The following is a 26,583-nucleotide window of genomic DNA, read 5'->3' as shown; positions in this document are numbered from 1 at the left end:
ATTGTAGCAAAAATTTCTTTTCTATCCAAATTTGCTTTAGAAAAACGATAAATTTAGGTCAAAGAAGAGATGAATTTGAAGGAAAAAAATGTTAGATGTGATTTTTAGAGAATATGATATAAGAGGACTTTATGGCAAAGAACTAAATGAAAAAAGTGTTAAGGCTATAGGTTTTTGCTTAGGACAAACCATGCTAAATAAAGGCTGTAAAAATGTAAGTGTGGGTTATGATGCAAGATATAGTGCAAATGAACTTTTTAATTATCTAGTGAGTGGACTTAACAAAGCGGGAATAAAAATCTATGATATAGGGCTTGTACCAACTCCATTGGGATATTTTAGTCTTTATGAGGGCTTGAAATTTGATGCAAATGTTATGATAACAGGCTCTCATAACCCAAAAGATTATAATGGTTTTAAAATCACTATCAATAAAGAAAGTTTTTTTGGCGTGGAATTAAAAGAGTTTTCAAAAGAAGTTTATAAGCATTTAGATGATGATATTGAAGAAAATTTAGAAGTAGAAAAATACGATATTTTAAGCCTTTATGTGAAATTTATGTGCGAGCAATTTAGCTTTTTAAAGGATTTTAATTATAAATTTGGCGTTGATTGCACAAATGGTGCGGCTGGAGTGGTGATAGAGCCTTTAATTAAAGCTTTAAATTTAAAAGCTCATGTAATGTTTGCAGAGCCTGATGGACAGTTTCCAAACCATGCTCCAGATCCTACAGAAGAAGAAAATTTAAGTGCGATTAGAGAGTTTTTAAATCAAAATCAAGATTATTCTTTAGCTTTTGCTTTTGATGGGGATGCTGATAGAATGGTTGCTTTGAGTAAAACTCATGTATTTTGTGGGGATGAGCTTTGTTATTTGTTTGCTAAAAATATTCCTAGTCCACGCATTTTAGGCGAGGTAAAATGTTCTAAAAATCTTTTTGATGAAGTGGCTAAATTTGGAACTATTTTTATGGGAAAAACAGGACATTCTAATATCAAAAAAATGATGAAAGAAAAAGATATTGATTTAGCTGCTGAAGTGAGTGGGCATATTTTCTTTAAACATAGATATTTTGGTTATGATGATGGAATTTACGCATTTTTAAGAGCCTTAGAACTTGTTTATAAAGGTTTTGATTTAGAAAGTATGATTAAAGCTTTACCAAAACTTTATACTACGCCTGAAATTAAAATTCCTGTAAATGAAGAAGAAAAATTTAAACTTGTGGAAGAATTTCAAAAAGAGATTGAAAAAGGAGCTTTAAAAGGTGTTAAAAGTCTTTGTGAAATCGATGGAGCTAGGATAGATTTTGGCGATGGATGGGCTTTGCTTCGTGCATCTAACACCAGCCCTTATCTTATCACACGCTTTGAAGCAACTTCTTTAGAAAGAGCAAAAGAGCTTGAAAGTATGGTATTTGCTTTATTTGATGATATAAAAGCTAGGCCTAAGAATTGATGAGATAATATTTCGCGATTTAAATTTATTTTAAAAAGGAATTAAAAATGAAAAAAATACTTGTTCTACTTTCGTTGTGCGCCTTTGCTTTTGGTACAAGTGAATGTGATAGAAAAATCGATCGTATCAATAAAGAAATCAGTTTTTCTAAAGCACATAATGATACAGCTAGAACTTTAAGCTTAGAGCTTGCTTTAAAACAAGTACAAAATGATTGTGCTAAAGATCCTATGTTTTATGATAAAAAGTTAGAAGCTAAAAAACTTAAAGAACAAGAAGTGGAAAAAATCGAAAAAGAACTTGATGCTTTAAAAGAACAAAAAGATTATATGAGTAAGGCTGAGTATAAAGCTAAAAAAGAAGCTTTAAAAGAACAAAAAGAGAAGATCAAAAAAGAAATTAAAGAATATATCGATAATCTCTAAAAATTAAAAGGCTAATTAAATTTTAGCCTTTTTAAACCCTACCTTTTTTAAGATTTTCTAATAATTCTTCTATATTATAAATTCCTCTGTGTTCTGGTGTTAAAAGATGGATTAAAATATCACCAAGATCAATCACGCTCCATTCTTCACTACTATCTATGTTTAAAAATTCCTCACCTTTGGCTTTAAGTTGTGTTTTAAGCTCATCGATCAAAGATAGAGCGTGTCTTTCTCCTAAAGTAGCTGCGATAATGACATATTTTACAAAGTATTCTTGCTCGCTCATGTCAATGGTTTTGATATCTTCAGCTTTTTTTTCATCTAAAATTTTAACGATTAAATCTATTCTTTCTTGCATTATTTTCCTTTAATTTTTGAAATTGTATCAATTTTTTTGTAATTTTTCATAATATTTTTTTACTTCATCTTTAATTTCTTCGCAAACTTCATTTGTATTTAAAGTATTGCGTATGAAAGAAGAAGCGATTTTTTTATCGGTTTTTAAATCTTTAAAATTCTTAGGAATTTCTATATCATTGCGATTGGCAATAACAAATTCTACTAAAGAATTAAGTTTTTCAAAATCATGCCAAAGATGAAGTTTTTCTAAATGATCTGCGCCGATTAAAAGATAAAATTTACTAGGATTATAAAGCTTATAAAGATACTTAACGCTTTCTATACTAGGAACAGGGCGTTTTTGCTTGGTTTCAAAATCACAAATTTCAACTTTTGGCAAATGTCCCCAAAGTTTTTTAACCCATAAAAATCTTTGCTTTTCATCAGCACTAAAACTTTGTTTAAAAGGGTTGATATAAGTAGGCATAATAATAAGCTTATCAATATCTAATTTTTCCAAAGCCTCTAAAACAACGCTATTGTGTCCATTATGTGGTGGATCAAAACTGCCACCAAAAAGTGCTATCTTCATTAAATTTTTAACCTTTTTTTTGTAGAATATTAACATTATATTTTGCAAAAGGAAATTAAATGGCTGTAAAAGTTGCTATAAATGGTTTTGGACGCATAGGCAGATGTGTTGCAAGAATCATCTTAGAAAGAAATGATATTGAGCTTGTGGCGATAAATGATACTACGGATATTGAACTTACAAAATACCTTTTTAAATACGATACAGTACATGGTGAATTTAAAGGCAGTGTTGATAGTGAAGGCGATGATTTAGTGGTAAATGGTAAAAAAATCAAAGTATTTAAAAGTCGCAATGTAAAAGATCTTGACTTTGCAAAACACGGCGCACAAATTGTTTTAGAGTGTACAGGAGCGCATTTAACTATGGCAAAATGTCAAGAATTTATAGATATGGGAGTACAAAAAGTGATCATGAGTGCTCCTGCAAAAGATGATACTCCTACTTATGTTTTAGGGGTAAATTCAGAACTTTACAAGGGTGAAAGCATTATTTCTAATGCAAGTTGTACAACAAATTGTTTAGGTCCTGTTTGTCGTGTTTTACAAGATAATTTTGGCATAGAAAAAGGACTTATGACAACAATACATGCTTATACAAATGGACAAAGTATTATTGATGCTAAAGCTAAAGATAAACGCCGTTCTCGTGCTGCAGCGCAAAATATCATTCCAACTTCTACAGGCGCAGCAAAAGCTATGAAACTTGTTATGCCTGAACTTAATGGCAAGCTTCATGGACAAAGTATGCGTGTGCCAGTGATTGATGTATCAAGCGTGGATTTAACTGCACAACTAAGCCGTAAAGTCAGCAAAGATGAAATCAATGAAGCTTTTAGAAAAGCTGCAACTACAAATTTAAAAGGCATTTTAATGGTAGATGATGATGAAAGAGTTTCAAGCGATTTTATCACTTGTTCTTATGGAGCTATTGTAGCAAGTGATTTAACTCAAGTGATTGCGGATGATTTTATCAAGGTAATTGCTTGGTATGATAATGAATGGGGCTATTCAAGTCGTCTAGTAGATATGGCAGTATATATTGCAAATAAGGCTTAATCATGAGTGATATTATTTCTATAAAAGACATTGATTTAGCTAAGAAAAAAGTTTTTATAAGATGTGATTTTAATGTTCCTCAAGATGATTTTTTAAATATCACTGATGATAGACGCATAAGATCAGCTATTCCTACGATAAGATATTGTTTGGATAATGGTTGTAGTGTGATTTTAGCCTCTCATTTAGGGCGTCCAAAAGAAATTAGCTCTAAATATTCTTTAGAACCTGTGGCTAAGCGTCTTGCTAGACTTTTAGATAAAGAAATTATTATGGCAAAAGATGTTATCGGCGAAGATGCAAAAACCAAAGCTATGAATTTAAAAGCGGGTGAAATTTTACTTCTTGAAAATTTGCGTTTTGAAAAAGGCGAAACTAAAAATGATGAAAATTTAGCCAAAGAACTTGCTTCTATGGTTCAAGTTTATATCAATGATGCTTTTGGAGTATGCCATAGAGCACATTCTAGTGTAGAGGCGATTACTAAATTTTTTGATGAAAAACACAAAGGCGCAGGATTTTTACTCCAAAAAGAAATTGATTTTGCAAGCAATCTTATCAAACATCCAGCACGTCCTTTTGTCGCTGTTGTTGGAGGTTCAAAGGTAAGCGGAAAACTTCAAGCATTGACAAATTTATTACCAAAGGTAGATAAATTAATCATAGGCGGAGGTATGGCATTTACTTTTTTAAAAGCCTTAGGTTATGATATAGGAAATTCACTTTTAGAAGAAGAGCTTTTAGAAGAAGCTAATAAAATTCTTACCAAGGGTAAAAATTTAGGAGTAAAAATTTATCTTCCAGTAGATGTTGTAGCCGCTCCTGCGTGTTCACAAGATGCACCGATGAAATTTGTTCCAGCGCAAGAAATTCCAAATGGTTGGATGGGTTTAGATATAGGACCTGCAAGTGTGAGACTTTTTAAAGAGGTGATTTCTGATGCGCAAACGATTTGGTGGAATGGACCTATGGGTGTTTTTGAAATTGATAAATTTTCAAAAGGTAGTATTAAAATGAGTCATTATATCAGCGAAGGACATGCAACTTCTGTTGTTGGCGGTGGCGATACGGCTGATGTGGTTGCGCGTGCAGGTGATGCAGATGAGATGACTTTTATTTCCACTGGAGGTGGTGCTTCTCTTGAACTTATAGAGGGTAAAGAACTTCCAGGTGTAAAAGCTTTAAGATCTAAGGAAAATGAATGATCTTTGCTGCAAATTTAAAATGCAATCACACAAGGGCAAGCTTTAAAATTTATGCTGAAATTTTAAATAAAACTATGGGGGCAAAATGCGATGATATTATCGTTTTCCCACCTAGTGTAGCATTTTTAGAAAATGAAAATAACTTCATACAAGGAGCGCAAAATTTTTATCCTTGTGTTAATGGTGCTTTTACAGGCGAGCTTGGAAAAGAACATTTGGACGAATTTGGGATCAAATGTGTTTTAATCGGGCATTCTGAAAGAAGAGCTTTAGGAGATGAAGCACTTATTAAGGCTAAATTTGATTTTGCTAAAGAGCATGGCTATAAAATTGTTTTTTGTATAGGTGAAAATTTAGATACAAAAAATTTAGGCAAGACTTTAGAGTTTTTAAAAAAACAACTTGAAATTATTGATTTAAATTATGAAAAACTCATCATTGCTTATGAGCCTATTTATTCTATAGGAACGGGAGTGAGCGCACAAGCTACAGATATTGCTAAAGTGCTTGAATTTTTAGCGAGTTTAACTAGGGTACCTTTGCTTTATGGTGGAAGTGTGAATGAAAATAATATCAAAGAAATTTTAAGTGTAAAACATTGTGGAGGAGTTTTGATAGGCTCTGCAGCTTTAAAAGTAGAAAATTTTATAAAATTAATCAAAGGATAAAAGATGATTATGAAGGGTAAAAAAGGCCTTATTGTAGGGGTTGCAAATAATAAATCTATCGCTTATGGCATAGCAAAAGCATGTTTTGATCAAGGAGCCGAGCTTGCTTTTACTTTTTTAAATGATGCTTTAAAAAAACGCGTAGAACCTATAGCACAAGAGTTTAATTCTAATTTTGTTTATGAGCTTGATGTAAACAATAATGAGCATTTAGATTCTATCGCTGAAAAAATCAAAAAAGATTTAGGCGAGATTGATTTTGTAGTGCATGCGGTTGCTTTTGCTCCAAAAGAAGCTTTAGAAAATTCTTTTTTAGAAACTTCAAAAGAAGCTTTTGATATAGCTATGCAAACTTCTGTGTATTCTTTACTTTCTTTAACACGTGCGGTTTTACCTATTTTAAAAGATAAGGGTTCGATTTTGACTTTAAGTTATCTTGGAGGGGTTAAATATGTGCCTCATTATAATGTTATGGGTGTAGCAAAAGCTGCACTTGAAAGTTCTGTGCGTTATTTGGCAAGAGATTTAGGGGTAAAAGGAATCCGTGTTAATGCTATTTCAGCAGGTCCTATTAAAACTTTAGCAGCAAGTGGAATAGGGGATTTTAGAATGATTTTAAAATACAATGAAATCAATTCTCCTTTAAAACGCAATGTTAGTATAGAAGATGTAGGAAATTCGGCTATGTATTTACTTAGCGATTTAGCAAATGGTGTTACAGGTGAAATACATTATGTCGATGCAGGATATAACATCATGGGTATGGGTGATGTTGAAAAAAATGAAGAAGGGCAAACTGTTCTTTGTTGGGATAATCAAAAAGGATAAAAAATGACAAAGCTTAGCAATGAAGAATTAAAAAATATACTTGAAGGTCGCATTAAAAAACTTGAAAATTCCATTTTAAAAGAGGATAAGGTTGTCAATGAAGAAAGTGTAAAAATTCTTGCTAAGCATTTATCTTTAGGCAATGAAATTCCAGCTCTTGCTCAAAGATTTTTTCAAATCGCACCTAAAACAAAGTTAGTATGGCTTCATCTTTGTGAATGTACAGGGTGTAGTGAGAGTTTGTTGCGTTCTGAGTTGCCAAGTTTTGATGAGCTTATTTTTGATTTTTTTTCTTTAGAATATCATGAAACTTTAATGGCAGCAAATGGCACTAAAGCTGAAGAGCTTTTAGAGCATGTTTTAGAAGAAGATTTTATTTTAGCGGTTGAAGGTGGTGTTGCAGCCATTGATACCTTTTTTCTTACTATAGGAGCACAAGGAGAGAGTGGCTATGAAATTTTAGAAAAACTAGCCGCTAAAGCCAAGGCTATCTTTGCAGTGGGTACTTGTTCAAGTTATGGTGGTATTCAAGCTGCTTATCCAAATCCTAGTAAAACCTGTGGTATTAGTGAAGTCTTAAGTCAAAAAGTAGTAAATATCCCAGGTTGTCCTCCAAGTGATGTAAATATCATTGCGACTTTAAGTTTTTTTGCTTTATTTGGAGTTTTACCTGAACTTGATGAGCAAAATCGTCCTGTGTGGGCTTATGGTAAATGTTTGCATGATATGTGTGAAAGAAAGGCAAAATTTGAAAGTGGGATTTTTGCTGAACATTTTGACGATGAGGCTGCAAAGAATGGAGCTTGTTTATTTAAGGTAGGTTGTAAAGGACCTTATACTTACAACAACTGTCCTAAAGTGAAATTCAATGCTAAAACTTCTTGGCCAGTGGCCGCAGGACATGGTTGTATAGCCTGTAGTGAGAAAAATTTTTGGGATGAGTTTGGGAATTATGAAAAGCCTATGGCAAATATTTTTTCTTACGCTAAACTTTGTAATGAAGAGTTAAAACAAGAATTTTTTCTAGAAGAGCAAATTAAAATTTTAGAACAAATAGATTTTGAATTTGAAAGCAATATAAAACTTATTTTACAAAATATAGCTAAAAATAAATTAGGTGCTTTGCTTGTAGAAAATTATAAAAAATCTTTTGAAAAAAACTATGCTTTTATAGAACAAAATTTTGATGAAAATCCTATGCCTTCAAAAGATTTTTGGAAATATCTTGAGATAAGCTTTATTTTGGTTAAAGGCGAGTTTTTAAAAGATAAGAATGATTTTTTAATTGCGGCAAAAAATTACGCTTTTAAACATGCAAGTCCTTATGATTTTAAGTTGAATATGAACGCTGAAAAACCAAAGCTTGATGTGAGTAAATCTTTTCGTATGACTTTAATCTATCTTTGCGGTGGGCTTGATTTTGAAGGTATTGCTTATAGTATTTTAAAAGCTTTTGAAGATAATATTATTAAAATTTCATCATTAAAAGCAAGTTAGTTTAATAAAATTTTAGCAATATGAAGTCCTATAAAAGCTACTATATAAGCACTTGTGCAGGTAAAAAGAAAGAGAAAGAGAGTATATTTTAGCTTTCCACTTTCTTTTGAAAAAACTATAGTTGCTGCAAAGCAGGGATTATAAATCATTACAAATAAAATAAAAGCCACTGCACTTGGTATAGGTATGTTTTTAGCGATAATTCCTTTTAAATCATTATTTGTTTCATCTACATCTTTTCCTAGTGAATAAAGTACTCCCATAGTTGAAATCATTACTTCTTTAGCGGCCAAACCACTGATTAAAGATACACTTAATTTCCAATCTAACTCAAGGGGTTTAAAAATAGGTTCTATGCCTTTGCCAAATTGTCCTAAATAACTTTGTTCTATAGCTCTTTCTTGAGCATTAAAATCATTTAAATTTTCTTCACTTTTTGGAAAATTACTAACAAACCATATGAGCAAAGAGGCCAAAAGTATGAAAGTTCCTGCTTTTTTAAGATACATTTTGGCTTTATTATAAACCATAAACCAAACTAAATGCCAATTTGGCATACGATATTTTGGCATTTCCATAACAAAAGGTTCATCAAGTCCACGAAATGCTGTCATTCTTAAAAATTTTGCAGCACAAAGTCCTAAAATCGCACCTAAAATATAAATTCCAAAAAGATAATTTCCTGCTTTTTCACTTGGAAAAAAAGCGCCGATAAAAAGCACATATACAGGAAGTCTTGCCCCGCAACTCATAAAATTGATCACAAAAAGAGTTAAAAGTCTATCTCTTTTGTTCTTAAGAGTGCGTGTAGCCATAAAAGCAGGTACTGAACAACCAAAACCAGTGATTAGTGGAATAAAACTTTTGCCATGTAAACCAAATTTATGTAAAATCCCATCAAGTAAAAAAGCTACTCTTGACATATAGCCTGTGGTTTCTAAAAGAGCTATGCCTAAAAATAAAATCATTATATTAGGCAAAAAAAGTATCACAGCACCAACACCTGCGATAATCCCATCAGCCAAAGCTGAAGCGATGAAGGTATTAGAAATATTGTTTTTAACAAATTCACCTAAGGCATTAAAGCCTGATTCTATATAATCCATAGGAATTTGTCCTAAGCTAAAGGTGAGTTGAAATAAAAGCCACATTAAAAATAAAAATATAGGTAAGCCAAAGAATTTATGGATAAGTAAGGCATCGATTTTTTTGGTTAAATTTCTCTCTTCTTTTTTATGTGTGATAATTTTTTTTGAAAGTTCATTAATAAAATATAATAAATCTTCTTTTTCTGGAGTTTTTTCGCAAAGCGGAGTGTAAAATTGAGATCTTGGAATAAATTTACTTTCAAATAAAATAATAATTTTTTGCAGCAAAAGTTCTAAATTTTCTTTTGTTTTTGCTGAAATTTCAACAACTTGACTTTGAAATTCTTGGCTTAAAATAGAAGTGTCAAGCTCTATACCTTCTTTTTTGGCTTCATCGCACATATTTAAAGCTAAAAGCATTTTTTTATTAAGGCTTAAAAGTTCTGCACTAAGGATAAGATTGCGTTCTAAATTAGTAGCATCTAAAACATTAACAATAACATCATAGTCATTTTGATTTAAAAAATGACGTGTGATTTTTTCTTCTTCGCTATATCCATCTAAAGAATAAGTTCCTGGTAAATCAATGACTTCAAATTCATAGTTTTTGTAAAAAGTTTTTGCACTTGCTTTTTCTATAGTAACTCCGCTAAAATTTCCTACTTTCATATTGGCTTTGCAAAGCGCATTAATAAGAAGACTTTTGCCTACATTAGGCTGACCTACAAGGGCTATTTTGATTTTTTTCATATAAGATTCACTTCTATGGTTTTAGCTTCATCAGATCTTAGGATAACACAACTTGTATCAAGTTCTACCATTATGGTGGCATTTTTTAAAGAGGAGTGAATTTTTTTCAAGTTTTTATTTTTAATAAATCCAAAGCTTAAAAGTCTATTTTTGAGTTCTTTGTGAGCGTTTAAATTGACAATAATAGCCTTTTGTCCATCTTTTAACTCGTTTAAAGTCATTGTAATTCCTAAATTAATAATAAATATTATAATAAAAAAGTGTAATGAAATTATCCTTCTTGTAAAAAGAAGGATAAATATTTAAAAAGAAAAGTGGTTTAAATTTTCTAGATTGATGATTTGATCTAGAATTTTGTTAGCTTTAGCATTATCAAGGTAAATTTGTGCATTGGCTAAAAATTTAGCTTTTAATTCTTCAAAACTTAGTGGATTATCAAAATTACCTTTATTGATAAAAACATCTTTTTGGATTATGCGTCCATCTTGCAAACTGGCTTCTAAATGCCCTGGAAAATATTTTGGAAAGCCTTGAGATTTCCTTTTTTCGTAACTGATTTTTTTAGCAAATTCTAGTACTTCTTCACGCTTTAAATTTTTATAAGATTCAAGAGTGATTTTACCATCAAAGAATCCAAGAGCCATTAAAAAAGGCATGGAAAATTTAGCTTCATAAGCACTATTTGGAGTGTATTTTGCTTCCAAAGGATCGCAGATAAAAGAAATAGGAACTTCATCTATAAAACAATGAATACTTTTAATTTCATCAGCTTTTAAACCATCATTTTTTAAAGCAATAGCACAATCAATAAGCCCATGAGCAAAATGACAACTTGGATAAGGCTTGATTGAAACTTGCATAGTTTGCCAAATTTCTCCCAAGGCTTTGCTAAGTTCTGTTTTATCGCATTCTTCTTCTATGCCAAAACATTTAAAGATATTATCCCTACCTTCAAAAATACTCAAAGGCCCACTCATATTGTTTTTGGCAAAATGAGCTACCATAATGCCGTTTTTAACAGTATTGGCAATATGTAAAACTTTTGAATTAGATCCATTGGATAAAAACTCATTAATCCCACTTGCAAAACTTCCTGCAAGTCCTAAAGCATTGATGATTTGTTCTTTGTTAAGATCTAGTAAGATTGCACTTGCACTCACGCTTCCAAAAATTCCTGCAATAGCAGTAGTATGAAAACCACGCTTATGAAAAGTGCCTTTGCTTGCAATGCCTACTCTAGCTGCAATTTCCCAGCCTATTATAAAAGCTTTGATGATTTTTTTCGCATCTTTGCTAACATGAAAACCATAACTTAAACAAAGTGGAGTTAAAATCGCACTTGCATGCAAAATCGCTTCTGTATGCGTATCATCAAAATCTAATGCATGAGAAGCAATGCCATCTAGCATAGCTGCATATATAGGATCTAATTTTTGATCATTTACCCAAATAGGAGTATTTTTTTCTGTGCTTAAATTTTCAAAAGCTTTAAAAGCATTTAAAACACATTCTTCTTTGCTTGCTGCTATAGCTGTTCCAAGGCTATCAAGCATAAGCTCTTTAGCCCTTTGAACAACTGTATTAGGGATATTTTCATATTTAAGATTGAAAATAAAATCCGCTAAAATTTCACTATAGAACATGATTTTTCCTATTTTAAGATAGCGCTATTTTTGATTTTTGCTAAAAATTCATCTACAAGTTTTGGTGCATATCCTACATAGGTTGTTGCATCAAGTAAAGCATCAATTTCTTTTTCTTTCAATACCTTAGATACTCTTTTATCTGCAAGTAAAACTTCTTTAAAAGTTTTTTGTTTTTCTATACCTAGCATAGCATTTTCATAAACAATTTCATGGGCATGTTGTTTTCCATAATGATCGCTTAATGCAAACATAACACGCTCGGCTAAAACAAAACCATTAAGAGTATTTAAATTTTTAAGCATTTTATCTTTTTTTACTTCTAAATCGCTAAGAGCGAATTTCATATTTGCTAAAACCACAGAAAGCATTAAAAACATTTCAGGTAAAAGCTTCCATTCCATTTTCCAAACTTGACCATCTCTTTCATGTTCATGTCTTTCAATATCGCTTAAAATGGCTAAATTTGCTTTAAAGGCATTGCTTACTGTAACTGCATTTTCGCTTACTGCAGGATTTCTTTTGTGTGGCATAGTGCTTGATCCTACTTGTCCTTTGCCAAAAGGTTCAGCAACTTCATCAATTTCATTATGCGAAAGGATTAAAATTTCATGAGCGATTTTGTTAAAGGTTGCGTTGATATTACCTAGCACAAAACCAAGCTCTATAAAGCGATCACGTGCAGGTTGCCAAGAAATATTAGGCACATCAAGTCCTAAATTTTCTAAAGTGAGTTTTTCTACCTCATTGCACTCATCACTTAAACTCGCTTTGGTTCCTACAGCACCTACTATACTACCTACATAAAGTCTTTTTTCAAGCTCAAGTATTCTTTCAAAATGACGCTCAAGTTCGCTTAACCAAATAGCCACTTTATGTCCAAAAGTAATAGGCAAAGCCTGAAGTGCTAAAGTTCTTCCCATCATAGCGGTGTTTTTATGGGTTTTAGCTAGTTTCGCTAAGGCTTTTGCGATAGCTTTTAATTCGCTTTTTATAAGAGTCATTGCTTCTTTAAATTGTAAAACCAGTCCTGTATCGATGATATCTTGAGTGGTTACTCCAAAATGTACATATTCGCCTAAATTATTATCGCAAGCTTTTTCTAATCCTCTTACAGTAGGAACTAAAGGGTGTTTGGTCTTTTTAAATTCAGCAAAGATAAAGTCCATATCCATAAATTTATAATGAGCTTTTTTTGCGATCTCATCAGCTGCTTTTTTAGGGATAATTTTAAGTTTTGCTTGTGCTTTTGCTAAAGCTGCTTCAACATCGAGCCATTTTTGTATGCGGTTTTGTTCGCAAAAAATAGCACGCATTTCCTGCGTGCTCCATGAGTCTGCTAGTAATCTATGATCAAATACGCTAATTCCTGTCATCTTATCTCCTTATTTTTTAATACTATCAAAAGCTTGTGTTAAATCAGCAATTAAATCTTTAGTATCTTCAAGACCTATATGAAATCTTACAAATGGTCCTCTTGCGCTTAGGTCTGTTGCAGTTCTAGGTGGAGTAGTTACGGTGGCTAAGCTTTCATATCCACCCCAGCTAGCACCAATTGAAAAGTATTCTAGTTTATCTACAAATTTAATAGCATCATCTTTGCTATAACCTTTTGCAAATTCTATGGTAATCATACCATTTGCACCTTTATGATCACGCATGAAAATTTCATGATTTGGGTGGGATTTGAGTTTTGGATAGAAAATTGTTTTAATTTCTTTTCTGCTTTGTAAAAACTCTACAATTTCATCAGCACTTTTTTCATGGGCTTTCATTCTTACATCTAGTGTTCTCATACCACGAAGTACTAAGTAAGCATCATCAGGACTTGTTGTAAAGCCTAAAGCTTCTGGAAGTTTGTCAAAATTTTTCCATTCTTTTTCGTTGATTACTACTATACCCATGGTTACATCAGAGTGTCCGCTAAGATATTTTGTAGCGGCGATAACTGAAATATCCACTCCAAGTTCTAAAGGATTTAGAAAATATCCACTAGAATAAGTATTGTCAATAGCTACAGGGATATTATGCGCATGGGCAATTTTGCAAAGTTTTGGTAAATCTATGATTTCATAAAGTATAGAACCTGGACTTTCACATAGGATAAGCTTGGTATTAGGTTTGATTTTTTCTTCTACATCACTTGCATCAGCTTTTAAAAAATCAATTTCAACTCCCATTTTGTCTAAAAATAATTCGCAAATCGTTCTTACAGGCCCATAAATTGCATCGGTGATTAAAAAATGTGCATCTTTGCTTGCATAATTTAAAAGTACCATAGCTAATGCTGCAAGTCCTGTTGGGAAAAGTTGTGCTCTATAGCCACCCTCTAGAGTGCAAATAAGTTTTTCAAGTTCAAAATTGATTGTTGTTCCTCTAGCCCCATAGCTTAAAACACGATCTGTTTTTCTTAATTCTCTGTATTTTTGCCAAGTTGCGTGATCTTTAAAAAGTATGGTTGATGCACGCATAAGTGTAGGATTAACTGATCTTACTTCAGCACTTTGATCGCCTCTGCCACAATGAATAAGTTTAGTTTTTGAGTTCATTTTTTCTCCTTTTTAAAGATAGATATAAGTCATAATAACATTTACAATAGCCGCTACAAGCATAGGAATAGCTGTTCTTTTAACCACGGCAAAAGGACTTACTTTTGCAATAGCTGAGATAGCTAAAATCGCTGGTGCAATAGGACTAACACATCTTCCAAAGCCTGTCATAATTTGAATTGGTGCTATCATGGTGATAGTTTCAACTCCAAAGTGTTTTGCTATATTTGGGATAAGTGGAGCAAAGCTAAAAAATGCCGCATTTCCTGAACCCATTAAGAAAGCACAAACTGCAAGCAAGATTGAAACGGCGATAATAATAGCCAAAACTCCAAATCCTGCATTTTTGCAAAATTCTATTAAAGTATCTACAAAACCTACAGATAAAAGACCGCTTGCAAATACTTGACCACAAACGATGAGTGAAACTGTGATAACAAATAAATGTCCCATTCCTTTAAAGAAAATCATAATAGAATTAAGAGTTTCTACTATACTTTTATAGCGTATCATTTCAAAAATAATAGCCACAAAAGTTGAAATCACCATTGCTACTGGAACATTCATTTTAATGGCAGTGCTAGCAGCTGCTTTAACTTCTTCAGCACTACTTATTCCCATTAAAACTAAGATGCTATCAAGCACGGAACTAAATCCCAGGATTAAAACCAAAGGAATTATAGGTAAAATCGCATAAATTCTAGGAGGCTTTTTAAGTTCTTTTTCTTTACCTTCATTTTCATTTAGTTCTTTTTCAATTTCTTGTGCATTGAAGACAAAATTATCTTTTTTATCAAAAAATTTATTGCAAAGATATATCGCAATACCTACAGCTATAATGATAGGCAAGGTTGTAGGGAGTTGATAATGAACAAAATAAATTGCAGGATCAACTTCAGCTACTTTTGACGCCATGATCACATTTCCACTTCCAGGTCCATGATCGATATATTGACAAATCGCAATCACACTTAAGGCAGAAAGTTTTGAAACACCAGAGCGTACAAGTATAGGATACATAGTAACCATAAGTAAAAGTGCCAAGCCTGCGTGAGAAGGGATGAAAAGAACTAAAAATTGCACGATAAAATAAGCAACTATGAGTAAAACATAAGGAGATTTTACGGCTTTTAAAGGTTTTTCAAAAACTTTAAAAAGTGCATAAGAAGCCCCTACATGATCCATATAAGCAGAAAAACCTGCTATAGTCATAAGTGTAAGTCCAAGCCCTGCTAATGTACTTGACATGGTTTGATTGAAAACTTGAAAAATATCAAAAAAACCTAAATTTAAAGAACCTTTAGCGACAATGTGTGGAGAAAGTCCAAAAATAGCAGCTAAGGAAAGTAAAAGTAAACCACTTAAAAGCAATGCCATGTGAGCATTGATTTTTTTATAAAGCATAAAAACAAGTAAAAAAACACTAAATAAAGAAAAAACAATACCTAGCATGTTTTATCCTTTTTGAGCGATGATCTCTATCTCTACTTTAGCTTTTTTTGGCAGATCTTTTACTGCAAAAGCACTTCTTGCTGGATAAGGAGCTTTAAAAAATTCAGCATAAATTTCATTAAATGCTACAAAATCATTAATATCAGCTAAAAAGCAAGTGGTTTTAATCACTTTATCATAACTGATACCATTTTCTTCCAAGATAGCACCGATATTTTTTAAAGATTGTTTGGTTTGTTCTTTGATATCAGAGCTTTCTATTTCTCCTGAAGCAGGGTTGATAGGAAGTTGTCCTGATATAAATAAAAGTCCATTTACTTCTCTGTAAGCTGAGTATGGACCAATGGCCTTTGGATAGTTTGACATGAATTCTCCTTTGTTAAATATAGATTAAACAGAATGCATTTTATCACTACAATAATAATTTGTCAATAGTTTATTATCATAATAATAAAATTTTATTTTTAAGAAATGTTTTAAAGTATAAAGAGTAGAATTTAATATCGTATTAATTTTTTATTGAAGGCAGTTTTATGGATGAGGGACAAAAACAACAATTTATAAAGTTGACATATTTTTTAGGAGAAGTTTTAGGTGAGCAATATGAGATAGTTTTTCATGTAATTACTGAAGATGGGGCCTATATTGCAGCAATTGCTAACAGTCACATTAGTGGGAGAAGTTTAGATTCTCCCTTGACTGCTTTTGCAAGTGAGCTTATACAAAATAAAAAATATTTAGAAAAAGATTTTTTATGTGATTATAAGGCTCTTGTTGGAAAATCAAAATTAATTAGAGGATCTACTTTTTTTATTAAAAATCATGATAAATTAGTAGGTATTTTGTGTATCAATCATGATACTAGCATTATAAGAGATTTAATATGCAAGATGATTGATTTAGAAAAAATTGGAGATATGGGTGATATTTTAGGAAATATTAGTTTTTCTCAAAATGATTCAAGCATAGAAACATTAAGTCACTCGATAGAGGATATTTTAGTTCAAAGTGTAGATTCTAGTTATTTAAATTCTGATTATCAATTAAGTATTACTCAAAAAGAAGAAATTGCTGAAAAGCTATATGAAAAAGGTATTTTTAATATAAAAGGAGCGGTTCCTATCGTAGCAAAATTTTTAAAAATTTCAGAACCTAGTGTTTATAGGTATCTGAAGAAATTTAAAAAATAACTAAAATTTTTTGATAAATTTTAGTATTTTTAGGCTCATTTTCTTTAAAAAATTATTTTTAGATTTTTTGAGTAAAAATTCTGCCACATCTTTGCGTCCAAACATAATAGCAAAAGTATAAGGTGTCATTCCTAAACCATTGTTTTCGTCAATATTTGCTCCATATTTAACTAAAAGTTCACACATAGGTAAGTATCCTTTAAAACAAACTCCCGCTAATGGGGTTTGTCCACGATCGTTTTTTTCATCTACTTTTGCACCTTTTTCTAAAAGCATTTTAGCGCTTTCATAAGAATTATTATAAGCTGCAAGCATAAGCAAGCTATCGCCTTTATGAGTTTTTAAATTTACATTTAAACCTGCTTCTATCATGATTTTAAGATTTTCATATTCATTATTTCTTGCAAAATTAAAAGCCATTTTACAAAGTTCTTCAAATCTTTTTTCTTCTTCTAAACTAAGAGTTGTCATTGTTTTTCCTTAATTATTATAATCTTTAGTTTGCCACCAAAAGTGGCAAGTAAAAATTATTTTTCTAAAGCTTTTTTAATTCCTTTTGCATAATCAGGTGAAATTTTTTCAAAATGTTCTAAAGCTCTAGTGATAATTTTTTCATCAACTCCCTCCATAGAAGCGGCAATATTATGAAAAAGTTGAGTTTTTTGATCATCATTCATAAGATTAAATAAAGCTCTTGGTTGAGTATAAAAGTCATTATCTAGTGGAGCATATCTTTGTACTACGCCTTCTAAGACTAAATCAGGTTCAAGATAGCTTTTGTCTTCTTTTGGGCTATTATCATAGCTGTTTGGTTCATAATAAGCTGCATCATTTTTATAACTATCAAAATTCATAGCACCAGCGACATTGTAAGTATTCACTTCGCTTTTTGCACGATTTACGGGCAAAAGATGATAATTAGTTCCTATTCTATATCTTTGTGCATCAGGATATGAAAAAATTCTAGCTTGCAACATTTTATCAGGGCTAAAGCCAATTCCAGGAACGATATTGCTTGGACTAAAGGCAGCTTGTTCAACTTCATTAAAATAATTTTGAGGATTTTTGTTTAGAATCATTTCGCCTATATCCATCAAAGGCACAAGACTATGAGGCCAAATTTTTGTTAAATCAAAAGGATTAAATCCAAGTTTTTCTATATCTTTTTCAGCAAGAATTTGAACTTGAACTTTCCATTTTGGAAAATCTTTATTTTCTATAGCATTATAGAGATCTCTTTGATGACTTTCTCTATCTTTTGCTATAAGCTCGGCAGCTTCTTGGTTGGTAAGATTTTTAATCCCTTGTTGGGTTTTAAAATGGAATTTCACCCAAAATCTTTCATTTTTATCATTAATAAAACTATAAGTATGGCTTCCAAATCCATGCATATGACGATAACTTGCAGGAATTCCTCTATCACTCATAAGAATGGTTACTTGATGTAAGCTTTCAGGACATAAACTCCAAAAATCCCAAGCAGCATTATTGCTTCTTAAATGTGTTCTTGGATCTCTTTTTTGAGTATGGATAAAATCAGGGAATTTATAAGCATCACGGATAAAAAAAGTTGGAGTATTATTTCCTACTAAATCCCAGTTTCCTTCTTTGGTGTAAAATTTAATAGCAAAACCTCTCACATCGCGTTCAGCATCTGCTGCACCTGCTTCACCTGCTACTGTTGAAAAGCGTAAAAATAATGGAGTAACTTCGCCTTTTTGAAAAATTTTAGCTTTGGTATAAGCACTTAAGTCTGCTGTAATTTTTATTTCGCCATAAGCTCCACTTCCCTTAGCATGAACGGTTCTTTCTGGAATTCTTTCTCTATTTTGATGAGCAAGTTTTTCAAGCAAAAGATAATCTTGCATAAGTAAAGGTCCTTTTGCGCCTGCGCTTAATGAATTTTGGTTATCGGCTATAATGTTTCCAAAATCGTTAGTCAATTTTTTCATTGTTTTCTCCTAAATAATAAATTTTATTAATTAGCAAATTATATCTATTAAAAATTAAAATTAACTGAATAATTGCATTTTATTGATAATAAATTTCAAAATAAATTTAGTTTTTTTATATTATAATAATAATTATCAAAATATATTTTAAAAATCACAAAGGAGAATTTATGTCAGTTTTGGTTATTGGTGCAGATGAAATCACTCCTATTAGAGCTGTTTTACATGATTTAGGTGCTAAAAAAATAGAACACTGGGATGCGCGTAATGAAAATAGAGTTAATCGCAAGCCGATTCCTTGTGATACAGAATGTATAGTAATGTTAACAAGCTTTTTAAATCATAATACTATGAAAAAAATCAAAAATGAAGCTAAAAAGCGTAAAATTCCATTAGTTTGTGCAAAAAGAAGTGTAAGTTGTGTGTATTGTGAATATTGTAAAATTTTTAATCTTAATAAAGAATTTTCTTGCTATAAAGGTTAAAGATGTTATTTGGATTTGATGATAAGCAAGAATTTATACCGCAAATTTATCGCTATTTAAACAATCAAGAGCTTATGTTGACTTTTTTAACTCAATATAATGCGAGCGTTGATAGCGCTCTAAAAATTCCTCTTTTATATGCAAAAAATACCAAGAGTTTAAAAATGATATTTGGAAATTTTTTACATGATATAATGCATGTTTCATTTGGTAAGATTCAAAATATAAATATCAAGCTTAATGCATACGCTTTTTACTTTCAAAAAAGAAAAAGCTTAATTTTTAATACTAAAATATCTAAGAATATCGATCTTTTAAGACTTTTAAGAATTTATCTTTATGGCATTTGTTTTGATGCACAAATTTTATTTAGCTCTTATGTTTATGATAAGGTTTCTTTTCAAAATAATGGAAAAAATATCGATCAAGATGGTGATCTTATTATAATAGATAAGAAATTTGCAATTTTGCCACTTTGCAAAGAGATTAATACACATAATTTAAAAATTGAAAATGAAATTCATGGATTATTGAATTTAATAAAAGAAAACAATTTTGAAAAATTTTATATTGTTTGTCCGCGTAACAAACATTTCACACATTTTATTGAAATAAAACATTTTTTGTATGATTTAAACAAAACTATGTTAAAATTAGTTCCGTATAAAATATCAAATCAAATTATAAGGAGAAAATAATGTCAGTAGCAGTAATCTATGGTAGTGCTATGGGAAATACAGAAGGAGCGGCTAATACAATTGCTTCAAAACTTGGAATTAGCGATGTTTTTAATATCTCAGATATTGATGCAGCTAAAATGAATTCTTACGATAAATTAATTTGTGGAACTTCAACTTGGGGAAGTGGTGATTTGCAAGATGATTGGGATGGTTTTGATTTTTCAGGGCTTAGTCTTGGTGGAAAAACTGTAGCTGTATTTGGTATGGGTGATAGTGAAAGTTATTCTGACACTTTTTGTGGTGGCATGGGTAAATTAGCTCAAAATTTAAAAGATGCAGGTGCAAATTTGGTAGGAGAAGTTTCAACTGATGGTTATACATTTGAAGCAAGCGATGCGGTTGTAGATGGTAAATTTGTTGGACTTGCTCTTGACAATGATAATCAAGAAGATCAAACAGAATCAAGAATTGATGCTTGGGTAGAACAAATCAAACCTTATTTTGCTTAATAATTCTTAAAATCAAGAGTTTTTATACTCTTGATTGTCTTTTCTTAAAAATAAAAAAACTCACTATTTGATTTATAATTTTATTTTCTAAAGATAATTGACAGCGTTCTTTATTTCCAAGATAAGCTGTTCTTGCAAGAAGACTTGTTTTTTGAGAATTGTGATTTTTAGAGTTGATTTGTAAATTAACTTGCATAGTATAGTAGTTTTCTACCATCCATTCTCCATCACTTTCCAAAGGATCAAAATCATAAAAAAATCTTGCTGAAGTTGTGATTTTTTGAGCATAAGAATGCTTTTTCATATCTACAAGATTGATTAAAATTTCATAATCTGCATTCTCTTTTACTTCTTTTAAGCCTAAATTTTTAAGTTTTAAAGCCAAATCTCTATCCAAAGTAGTTTGAAGTTGACTAGGATTTTGAAAGGAAATTTTAAAACTTTGTTGTTTTTGTGATCTGATAAAAATGCCTTCATTGCTTGTTTGAATAAAGCTTTGTATGAAAGTTGCATCGGTGCAAGCACTCATAAAGAGTGCTATAAAAAAGCTTAAAATTAAAGCAAATTTAGACATTAGGTTTATTTAATAATAGTTGGAGTAGCGCTAAGACCTAATGAGCGATATTTTTCATATAAGGAAAAAACTTCTTTTAATTCTGCATCACTTACTTTTGGATAATTTTTGATATTTGCATCATAGTATTTGTTTAAAATTGCGATTTTTTCTTTATCATTTTTTGCTTTTTTTGCTTCTTTGTAGATTAGAGCGGATTTTTCAAAAGCAGATTTTCCATGTACTGGAGTTAAAATATAATTAACTTGATAGTTTTTAAGTTCATCATCAATTTGAGCTAAAAGTTCTCTACAATAAGGGCATTCAGGATCTGAAAAAACATAAATTGCAGGTTTATTTTTATCTCCCAAAGCTATTACCATGGTTTCTTTTTGTGCTACAGCTTTAGCATTTTTTGTAAAATTTTCTCTTGCTTCTTGAAATTTTTTCATTTCATATTCTTGAGCATAAGAAATTCCCGTTTTCAAGTCGATAAGATCAGGGGTAATAAGACTATCTTTTGTAAAAAGAATGTTTTCTTGTTTTTGTCCATTTAATTCAACGCTTACAATAACACTTTCAAAACCCGTATTACCAACCTTTTGACGATTTGATACACTAACGGTAGCATTTGGAAATTGTGCTTTAATGCTTTTTGAATAAAAATCACTAATTTCTGAATTACTTGCAGCAAACAAAGATGCTGAACAGGCAAGAATTAAACTTAATTTTTTCATAGTTTATAAATCCTTTAAATAAATTATGTTTAATTCTATAATGATTTTCTAAATGCTTGTTAAAAATCTTTTTTCAGCTTCTTTGCTTACTTGAGGAAATTTGTCTAAGTATTCTAAATAAGCAATAGCATATTTTCTTGAAAGATTAAAATATTCTTTCATACTTTGCACATCAAGACTTTGATTTTTTAATAAATTTAAACATTCTTGCATAAGTTTTTCAAGAGCTTGTTTTTCTATAAAAAGATTGTGTGAAAGTCTTACAACCAAACCTTTTTGGGTAAGTTTTTTGAGTATATTATCTCCGCTTTTTCTGTCAAGTTCTAAAAAATCATAAAGATTATAAGGAGCTTCGGGTTTAATACCTTGTTTTTTTAAAATTTCATATAATTGATTATTATTTTTTTCTTGAAGTTTTTCAAAATCTATGCCTTTTTTAAAATAAATTCCATTTTGAAAATCCAATAAATTTGACATCTCTTTAAGCCCGAGTTCGCAAAAATTTTCACTTGCCCAAGTAATCCTTAAAGCTAAAGAATGTGCTGAAAGCATGGCATAAGGATTTTTTTCAAGTATGAATTTGATGAAATTTTTAATTTCTTCTAGACTTTGTAAATGATATACATTAAGATTTTTTTCATCAACAAATACTTGATTTAATTTTTTTGCTAATTTCAATGCTTTTTGATGAGAGAGTTTAAATCTTTGATAGCTTGAAAGCAAACCAAAACCATATTTATGTGCGTCTTTTAAGAAAGAAAAAGCCGCTTTAAAATCTTTATTTTTCAAAAACATTAAAAATTTATTTTTTTGTTCTTTTTTTAAAGGTTCACTTAAAGGATTTAAAATCTTACCACCGCCTATAACACGATTGTTTTGCAATAAAATAAAAGCCTCATCAAAACTTAAAAATACATTTTTATCAAAACTAAAATGCACAAAAAATTCATCATTTTCTAGTTTTTTTAATATATTTATTTTGCATTCTATTTGTCTTGAACCCACACAAAAAATCATTTTGCTATTTTGTAAATTTTTTGCTCTAACTAAAGCATCGCATTCTTTAAAGGCTTTAAAATAACCTTTTTTACTTAGTAAATAACCTTTTTTCAACTCTTTATAATCACAATTTAAACTCAAAGCCACACGGTTACAAGCTTTGATTTGCTCTAGATTAGTATCGTGGTTTTGTATATTTTTAACAATGAGTTCTTTTTGAGTGTCTAAACAGATGATTTTTTCATTTAAAGTGATGCTTCCTTCATTAAGACTGCCTGTAACGACAGTTCCTATGCCTTTTAGAGAAAAAACTCTATCGATATAATAATGAAAAATCAGTTCTTCATCGTTTTCTTTGTTTTCTATGGTATAAAGATAATTTTTTAATTCTTCTATGCCTTGATTATTTTTTATACTGGTGTGAAATACTTTTAAAATGGGATAATCTAAATTTTTTAACTCTTCTAAAATTTCTACACTTTTTTGCTCTATATTTTCACAAAGATCGCATTTGCTAAGTACTAAAATGATATTTTTAATATCAAGAATTTTTAAAATTTCTAAATGTTCTAAACTTTGTTCTTTTAAACCCTTGTTAATATCTACGACAAATAAACAAACACTAAAGCCAAAAGCTCCACTTACCATAGTTTTAACCAAATCTTTATGCCCTGGAACATCGATAAAAGAAATGTTTTTATCTTTTAATTTAAGATTTGAAAAACTTAAATTAATGGTGATTTGTCTTTCTTGTTCTTCTTTTAAACTATCGCCTTCAAAACCATTTAAAGCTTTAATGAGTGAAGTTTTTCCATGATCAATATGTCCTGCGGTTCCTATAATAACAGATTTCATAAGTTTTCCATTTGATTGATTGTAAGAATAAGTTTTTGAAGTTCATTTTCTCGTATAGTTCTAAAATCAAGAACAAATTCATCATTTTCAATGCGTCCTATGATATTTTCTTTTCTAAATCGAGTTTGTAGTTTTAAAGCATCTCCTTGAAAAGTTAGTATATAAGTATCTAAACTTTTATCAGGCATAGAACCTCCTCCTACTAAACTTTTGCTTTTTTTAAGTTGGGTTTGAAATTTTAATTCTTTTTGCACTCTTAAAGCTTTTTTCTCTATAAAGGATAAGTCATCATTTAAAAGTTTTAAGGTAATAATTTTTTCATAATCTTTTTGTAAATAAGCTTTTAAGCTTTCGTTTAAAAAAGATAGGGTTAATTTATCCACTCTTAGCATTCTTAAAAGTTGATTTTGTTTAAGTTTTTCTATGAGTTCTTTTTTTCCAAGTATAATGCCCGCTTGTACGCTGCCAAAAAGTTTATCTCCACTAAAACTTAAAATATCACATTCTTGCACGAGTTTTCTGATTTTAGGTTCATTTTTAATCAGCTTTTCATTTAAATTTTCACACCAACCAGAACCTAGATCATAATAACTCAAAAGCCCTTTTTCTTTTGCTAGTTCATGTAGATCTTTTATATTTACTTCACTGTGAAAACCCATAAGAGCGAAATTAGACTTATGGGTTTTTAAAATTAGAGCGGTATTTTCACTGATGGCTTGTTCATAGTCTTTTAAGTGTGTTTTGTTACTAGTTCCAACTTCGCAAAGCTTTACACCTGCAGCTTTTATCACTTCAGGCACACGAAAACTTCCGCCAATTTCTACAAGTTCTCCTCTTGAGCTTATGACTTCTTTATCATAACAAAGAGAATTAAGTACTAAAAAAACTGCTGCAGCGTTGTTATTGACCACTAAAGCATCTTCACATTCAAAAAGCATTTTAAGTTTTTCTAGTACCAAAGCATAGCGAGAGCCTCTTTTTCCATTTTCTAAATCAAACTCTACATTAGAATAATTACAAATTATATCTTTACACGCTTCATAAAGTTCTTCATGGATTACACTTCTGCCAAGGTTTGTGTGTATAACTACTCCGCTTGCATTAATCACACTTTGTAAATCTTTGCGATAAAAAGTTTTGATTTCTTTTTTGATTTCTAAAAGTAGTTTATCTTTAGAAATTTCATCTTGGGAAAAATTTTCTTTTAGTTTTGCGACAACTTTTTTACAAAAAAATGCTTTGATATAAAAAGGATAGGATATTAAACTCTCATCTTCAATAAGAGTGTTAATTTGTGGAAAAGTTCTAAATTTGTTCATCTTAAGCCTTAAGAAAATATTTGGTTATTTTAACATAGAATTTATAAAATGATGTTTTAAAGAGATTAAGGAAGACAATGCAAGATTTTGTTTATATAAAAAATGATGTTTTAATCCCTTTGCCCGATGCTATTGAAATTTTAGATCAGGCAAATGATAAAGAAGCATTAGTTTGCAATGATAAAAATCAAAAAGCACAAATTTATGCCCCTGAGATTAATTTTTATCTTAAAAATTCTCAAGATGAAATTTTAGAGCAAAGTAAAAATGTTTTAACGCTTTATGAAGCAAGAGCTAGCGTTTATGATTTGGGGCTTGATTTAGAACAAAGCAAAGAAGTGCAAAATCGTTTGATTTTAGTAGATAGCGATACTCAAACCGTAGAGTTTTTAAAAGAACATGGATTTAAGGTTATTGCTTTAAGTAGTGCAGAAATTTTAGCTGTTTTTGGAAGTGTAGGGGAGCTTTGTGCTGTGGTTAAAAATCAAGGCGAAGAAGTGGAAATAGATTTTGATTTTTTACTTTTTAAAGCTGAGGATTTAAGCGTTGTGCGTAAAGATTTTACAAGACAAAGTGGATGTTATAATCTTTTAAATTTTGAAAATCTTGAAGTATTGCTTGAGTTTTTACAAAGCAAAAGTCCAAAATATCATTATAAAACTTATATTAGCTATAATGCTAGTGTGTGCCAATACCACGAAAGACGCAGTGAGCATTGTGCAAAATGTGCTGAAATTTGTCCTACTGTGGCGATTTTAAAAGATGATGAAAACAAACATTTGGAATTTTCTCAAGTGGATTGTTTGGGTTGTGGAGGATGTATTAGTGTGTGTCCTAGTGGATCGCTTGATTATGCTCCTATGCCAAGAGAAAGTTTTTTTACCCTTTGTGAGTTTTATAAAGATAAAAAAATTTTAATCATTCCTAAAAAAATGTCTTTAGAAAATTTAAATCTTGCTTTACCAAAAGATGTTTTACCCTTTATGATAGAGGGTGAAAAATGGCTTTCTTCTATGCATTTTTTAACGCTTTTGCAAAATAGTGGAGCAAATTTAGTTTTTTATACAGATTTTGTATCTCGTGGTAGTAACGAGGCTATTGTACTTTTAAATACTTTTTTTGAGAGGAAATTTCAAAAAAAAGCTATTTTTGTTGCTAAAGATGAAAAAGAATTGCAAAATGTTTTAAAAGAACAAGAATTCATACAAGATTTAAAATATGATTTTCATAATAACACCTTAACTACAAGAGAAAATTTTGCCAAAAGAATGCAAGAAATGATAAAAAATGAAGATTTTGGCAGTATAGAAAGTGGCGAATGGTTGCGTTATGGTAAGGTAAAAATCAATCCTAACACCTGCACGCTTTGTCTTTCTTGCGTGGGTGCCTGTAATGTAGGAGCTTTAATTGCTGATAAACAAGAAAATGCTTTGAAATTTAATGCTTCTCTTTGTACGACTTGTGGGTATTGTGAGTTAAGTTGTGCCGAAAAAGATACTTTAAAATTAGTTCGTAGTGGAATGGAGTTTAGAGCTTCTTATTTTGAATATCAAACCATGGCAAAAGATGAGCTTTTTGCCTGTATAGAATGTGGTAAAGAATTTGCCACCAAAAAAGCTGTAGAAAAAATAGCCAATTTAATGAAGCCTAAATTTGGTAATGATGAGAATAAAATCAAAACACTTTATTGCTGTGCAGATTGCAAGGCAAAAGTGATGATAAAAGCAATGGGTTTTGCGGGGCAAAATTAG

The 26,583-nt window shown here is 30.6% G+C and carries 26 protein-coding genes and 1 pseudogene; 12 read left to right on the top strand and 15 right to left on the bottom strand.

Going from position 1 to position 26,583, the window contains the following annotated elements; translation table 11 throughout:
- Nucleotides 1-69 precede the first annotated feature (69 nt).
- Together pgmL and ELQ05_RS02030 are read left to right on the top strand one after the other, a co-directional pair.
- Nucleotides 70-1,459 (top strand): annotated as a pseudogene (gene pgmL, locus ELQ05_RS02035) (phosphoglucosamine mutase PgmL).
- Between the two features lie 47 nt (nucleotides 1,460-1,506).
- A complete protein-coding gene (locus tag ELQ05_RS02030) occupies nucleotides 1,507-1,884 on the top strand; it encodes a DUF1090 family protein (protein WP_096702847.1) in 378 nt (125 codons plus the stop codon).
- Between the two features lie 31 nt (nucleotides 1,885-1,915).
- Here ELQ05_RS02030 and rsfS read toward each other — a convergent pair whose 3' ends face one another.
- Together rsfS and nadD are read right to left on the bottom strand one after the other, a co-directional pair.
- Nucleotides 1,916-2,242 carry a ribosome silencing factor gene (gene rsfS / locus ELQ05_RS02025; protein ID WP_002855339.1) on the bottom strand — a complete coding sequence of 109 codons (327 nt, stop codon included), beginning with the start codon at nucleotides 2,240-2,242 and terminating at the stop codon, nucleotides 1,916-1,918.
- 27 nt (nucleotides 2,243-2,269) lie between these two features.
- Nucleotides 2,270-2,815 (bottom strand): nicotinate (nicotinamide) nucleotide adenylyltransferase, encoded by a 546-nt coding sequence (nadD, locus tag ELQ05_RS02020; protein WP_002862071.1) that lies wholly within the window; start codon nucleotides 2,813-2,815, stop codon nucleotides 2,270-2,272.
- A gap of 59 nt (nucleotides 2,816-2,874) precedes the next feature.
- Between nadD and gap the strand changes: the two genes are divergently transcribed.
- Genes gap through ELQ05_RS01995 form a run of 5 tightly spaced genes read left to right on the top strand, consistent with a single transcriptional unit; the run spans nucleotide 2,875 to nucleotide 8,071 of the window.
- A complete protein-coding gene (gap, locus tag ELQ05_RS02015; RefSeq protein WP_002868484.1) occupies nucleotides 2,875-3,873 on the top strand; it encodes a type I glyceraldehyde-3-phosphate dehydrogenase in 999 nt (332 codons plus the stop codon).
- Nucleotides 3,874-3,875: 2 nt separating this feature from the next.
- Entirely contained in the window at nucleotides 3,876-5,078 is a 1,203-nt protein-coding gene (locus ELQ05_RS02010; protein WP_002783833.1) for a phosphoglycerate kinase, read from the top strand.
- Nucleotides 5,075-5,746, top strand: a complete 672-nt coding sequence (locus ELQ05_RS02005; RefSeq protein ID WP_038817381.1) for a triose-phosphate isomerase — start codon at nucleotides 5,075-5,077, stop codon at nucleotides 5,744-5,746. Before ELQ05_RS02010 ends, ELQ05_RS02005 begins: the two co-directional genes overlap by 4 nt.
- 3 nt (nucleotides 5,747-5,749) lie before the next feature.
- Nucleotides 5,750-6,574: an enoyl-ACP reductase FabI gene (fabI, locus tag ELQ05_RS02000; protein ID WP_002780456.1), complete on the top strand. Its 825-nt coding sequence runs from the start codon at nucleotides 5,750-5,752 to the stop codon at nucleotides 6,572-6,574.
- Between the two features lie 3 nt (nucleotides 6,575-6,577).
- The gene (locus tag ELQ05_RS01995) at nucleotides 6,578-8,071 is read left to right on the top strand and encodes a hydrogenase small subunit (protein WP_038817382.1); all 1,494 of its coding nucleotides are present in this window, start codon (nucleotides 6,578-6,580) and stop codon (nucleotides 8,069-8,071) included.
- Here ELQ05_RS01995 and feoB read toward each other — a convergent pair.
- The 7 genes from feoB to ELQ05_RS01960 form a co-directional block, all read right to left on the bottom strand.
- On the bottom strand, nucleotides 8,068-9,909 hold the full coding sequence (feoB, locus tag ELQ05_RS01990; protein ID WP_134239905.1) for a ferrous iron transport protein B: 1,842 nt from the start codon (nucleotides 9,907-9,909) through the stop codon (nucleotides 8,068-8,070). The two genes, ELQ05_RS01995 and feoB, sit on opposite strands and share 4 nt — an antisense overlap.
- Nucleotides 9,906-10,130: a ferrous iron transport protein A gene (locus ELQ05_RS01985; protein WP_002779147.1), complete on the bottom strand. Its 225-nt coding sequence runs from the start codon at nucleotides 10,128-10,130 to the stop codon at nucleotides 9,906-9,908. Before ELQ05_RS01985 ends, feoB begins: the two co-directional genes overlap by 4 nt.
- Before the next feature lie 81 nt (nucleotides 10,131-10,211).
- Nucleotides 10,212-11,552, bottom strand: coding sequence for an MmgE/PrpD family protein (locus ELQ05_RS01980; protein ID WP_134239904.1), 1,341 nt, complete (start codon nucleotides 11,550-11,552; stop codon nucleotides 10,212-10,214).
- 8 nt (nucleotides 11,553-11,560) lie between these two features.
- Nucleotides 11,561-12,928: an adenylosuccinate lyase gene (purB, locus tag ELQ05_RS01975; RefSeq protein ID WP_052804818.1), complete on the bottom strand. Its 1,368-nt coding sequence runs from the start codon at nucleotides 12,926-12,928 to the stop codon at nucleotides 11,561-11,563.
- Between the two features lie 9 nt (nucleotides 12,929-12,937).
- Nucleotides 12,938-14,101, bottom strand: a complete 1,164-nt coding sequence (locus ELQ05_RS01970; protein ID WP_096702851.1) for a PLP-dependent aspartate aminotransferase family protein — start codon at nucleotides 14,099-14,101, stop codon at nucleotides 12,938-12,940.
- A 12-nt stretch (nucleotides 14,102-14,113) separates the two neighbouring features.
- Nucleotides 14,114-15,553 (bottom strand): C4-dicarboxylate transporter DcuC, encoded by a 1,440-nt coding sequence (gene dcuC / locus ELQ05_RS01965; protein WP_002855464.1) that lies wholly within the window; start codon nucleotides 15,551-15,553, stop codon nucleotides 14,114-14,116.
- Between the two features lie 3 nt (nucleotides 15,554-15,556).
- Complete coding sequence (locus ELQ05_RS01960) at nucleotides 15,557-15,919, bottom strand: RidA family protein (RefSeq protein WP_002852401.1); 363 nt, start codon at nucleotides 15,917-15,919, stop codon at nucleotides 15,557-15,559.
- Between the two features lie 167 nt (nucleotides 15,920-16,086).
- Between ELQ05_RS01960 and ELQ05_RS01955 the strand changes: the two genes are divergently transcribed.
- On the top strand, nucleotides 16,087-16,743 hold the full coding sequence (locus ELQ05_RS01955) for a transcriptional regulator (RefSeq protein ID WP_088303637.1): 657 nt from the start codon (nucleotides 16,087-16,089) through the stop codon (nucleotides 16,741-16,743).
- On the opposite strand, the gene ELQ05_RS01950 is transcribed toward ELQ05_RS01955, so the two are convergent.
- A complete protein-coding gene (locus tag ELQ05_RS01950; RefSeq protein WP_002855628.1) occupies nucleotides 16,744-17,214 on the bottom strand; it encodes a Cj1386 family hemin-binding protein in 471 nt (156 codons plus the stop codon). It lies immediately after the preceding gene.
- Nucleotides 17,215-17,270: 56 nt separating this feature from the next.
- On the bottom strand, nucleotides 17,271-18,695 hold the full coding sequence (locus tag ELQ05_RS01945; RefSeq protein ID WP_134239903.1) for a catalase: 1,425 nt from the start codon (nucleotides 18,693-18,695) through the stop codon (nucleotides 17,271-17,273).
- Nucleotides 18,696-18,865: 170 nt separating this feature from the next.
- On the opposite strand from ELQ05_RS01945, the gene ELQ05_RS01940 reads away from it, so the two are divergent.
- The 3 genes from ELQ05_RS01940 to fldA are packed head-to-tail and all read left to right on the top strand — an operon-like array spanning nucleotide 18,866 to nucleotide 20,369.
- Complete coding sequence (locus tag ELQ05_RS01940) at nucleotides 18,866-19,180, top strand: DUF2325 domain-containing protein (RefSeq protein WP_002855637.1); 315 nt, start codon at nucleotides 18,866-18,868, stop codon at nucleotides 19,178-19,180.
- A 2-nt stretch (nucleotides 19,181-19,182) separates the two neighbouring features.
- Entirely contained in the window at nucleotides 19,183-19,878 is a 696-nt protein-coding gene (locus ELQ05_RS01935) for a hypothetical protein (protein WP_088303635.1), read from the top strand.
- Nucleotides 19,878-20,369 carry a flavodoxin FldA gene (gene fldA / locus ELQ05_RS01930; RefSeq protein WP_002855629.1) on the top strand — a complete coding sequence of 164 codons (492 nt, stop codon included), beginning with the start codon at nucleotides 19,878-19,880 and terminating at the stop codon, nucleotides 20,367-20,369. Before ELQ05_RS01935 ends, fldA begins: the two co-directional genes overlap by 1 nt.
- 22 nt (nucleotides 20,370-20,391) lie before the next feature.
- On the opposite strand, the gene ELQ05_RS01925 is transcribed toward fldA, so the two are convergent.
- From ELQ05_RS01925 to selA, 4 genes are read right to left on the bottom strand one after another with little or no spacing between them, the layout of a single operon-like run.
- Entirely contained in the window at nucleotides 20,392-20,943 is a 552-nt protein-coding gene (locus tag ELQ05_RS01925) for a hypothetical protein (RefSeq protein WP_134239902.1), read from the bottom strand.
- Nucleotides 20,944-20,948: 5 nt separating this feature from the next.
- Complete coding sequence (locus ELQ05_RS01920; RefSeq protein WP_070316842.1) at nucleotides 20,949-21,659, bottom strand: thioredoxin fold domain-containing protein; 711 nt, start codon at nucleotides 21,657-21,659, stop codon at nucleotides 20,949-20,951.
- 48 nt (nucleotides 21,660-21,707) lie between these two features.
- Complete coding sequence (gene selB, locus ELQ05_RS01915) at nucleotides 21,708-23,513, bottom strand: selenocysteine-specific translation elongation factor (RefSeq protein WP_134239901.1); 1,806 nt, start codon at nucleotides 23,511-23,513, stop codon at nucleotides 21,708-21,710.
- Nucleotides 23,510-24,832: an L-seryl-tRNA(Sec) selenium transferase gene (selA, locus tag ELQ05_RS01910; protein WP_070316844.1), complete on the bottom strand. Its 1,323-nt coding sequence runs from the start codon at nucleotides 24,830-24,832 to the stop codon at nucleotides 23,510-23,512. The genes selB and selA overlap by 4 nt, the downstream gene beginning before the upstream one ends.
- Before the next feature lie 77 nt (nucleotides 24,833-24,909).
- On the opposite strand from selA, the gene ELQ05_RS01905 reads away from it, so the two are divergent.
- Nucleotides 24,910-26,583, top strand: a complete 1,674-nt coding sequence (locus tag ELQ05_RS01905) for a 4Fe-4S dicluster domain-containing protein (protein WP_134239900.1) — start codon at nucleotides 24,910-24,912, stop codon at nucleotides 26,581-26,583.

The sequence above is a fragment of the Campylobacter sp. US53 genome, from assembly GCF_004378995.1.
Taxonomy (GTDB): Bacteria; Campylobacterota; Campylobacteria; order Campylobacterales; family Campylobacteraceae; genus Campylobacter_D; species Campylobacter_D jejuni.
The sequence above is the reverse complement of the archived record's forward strand: the minus strand, read 5'-3'. Positions and strand labels throughout refer to the sequence as shown.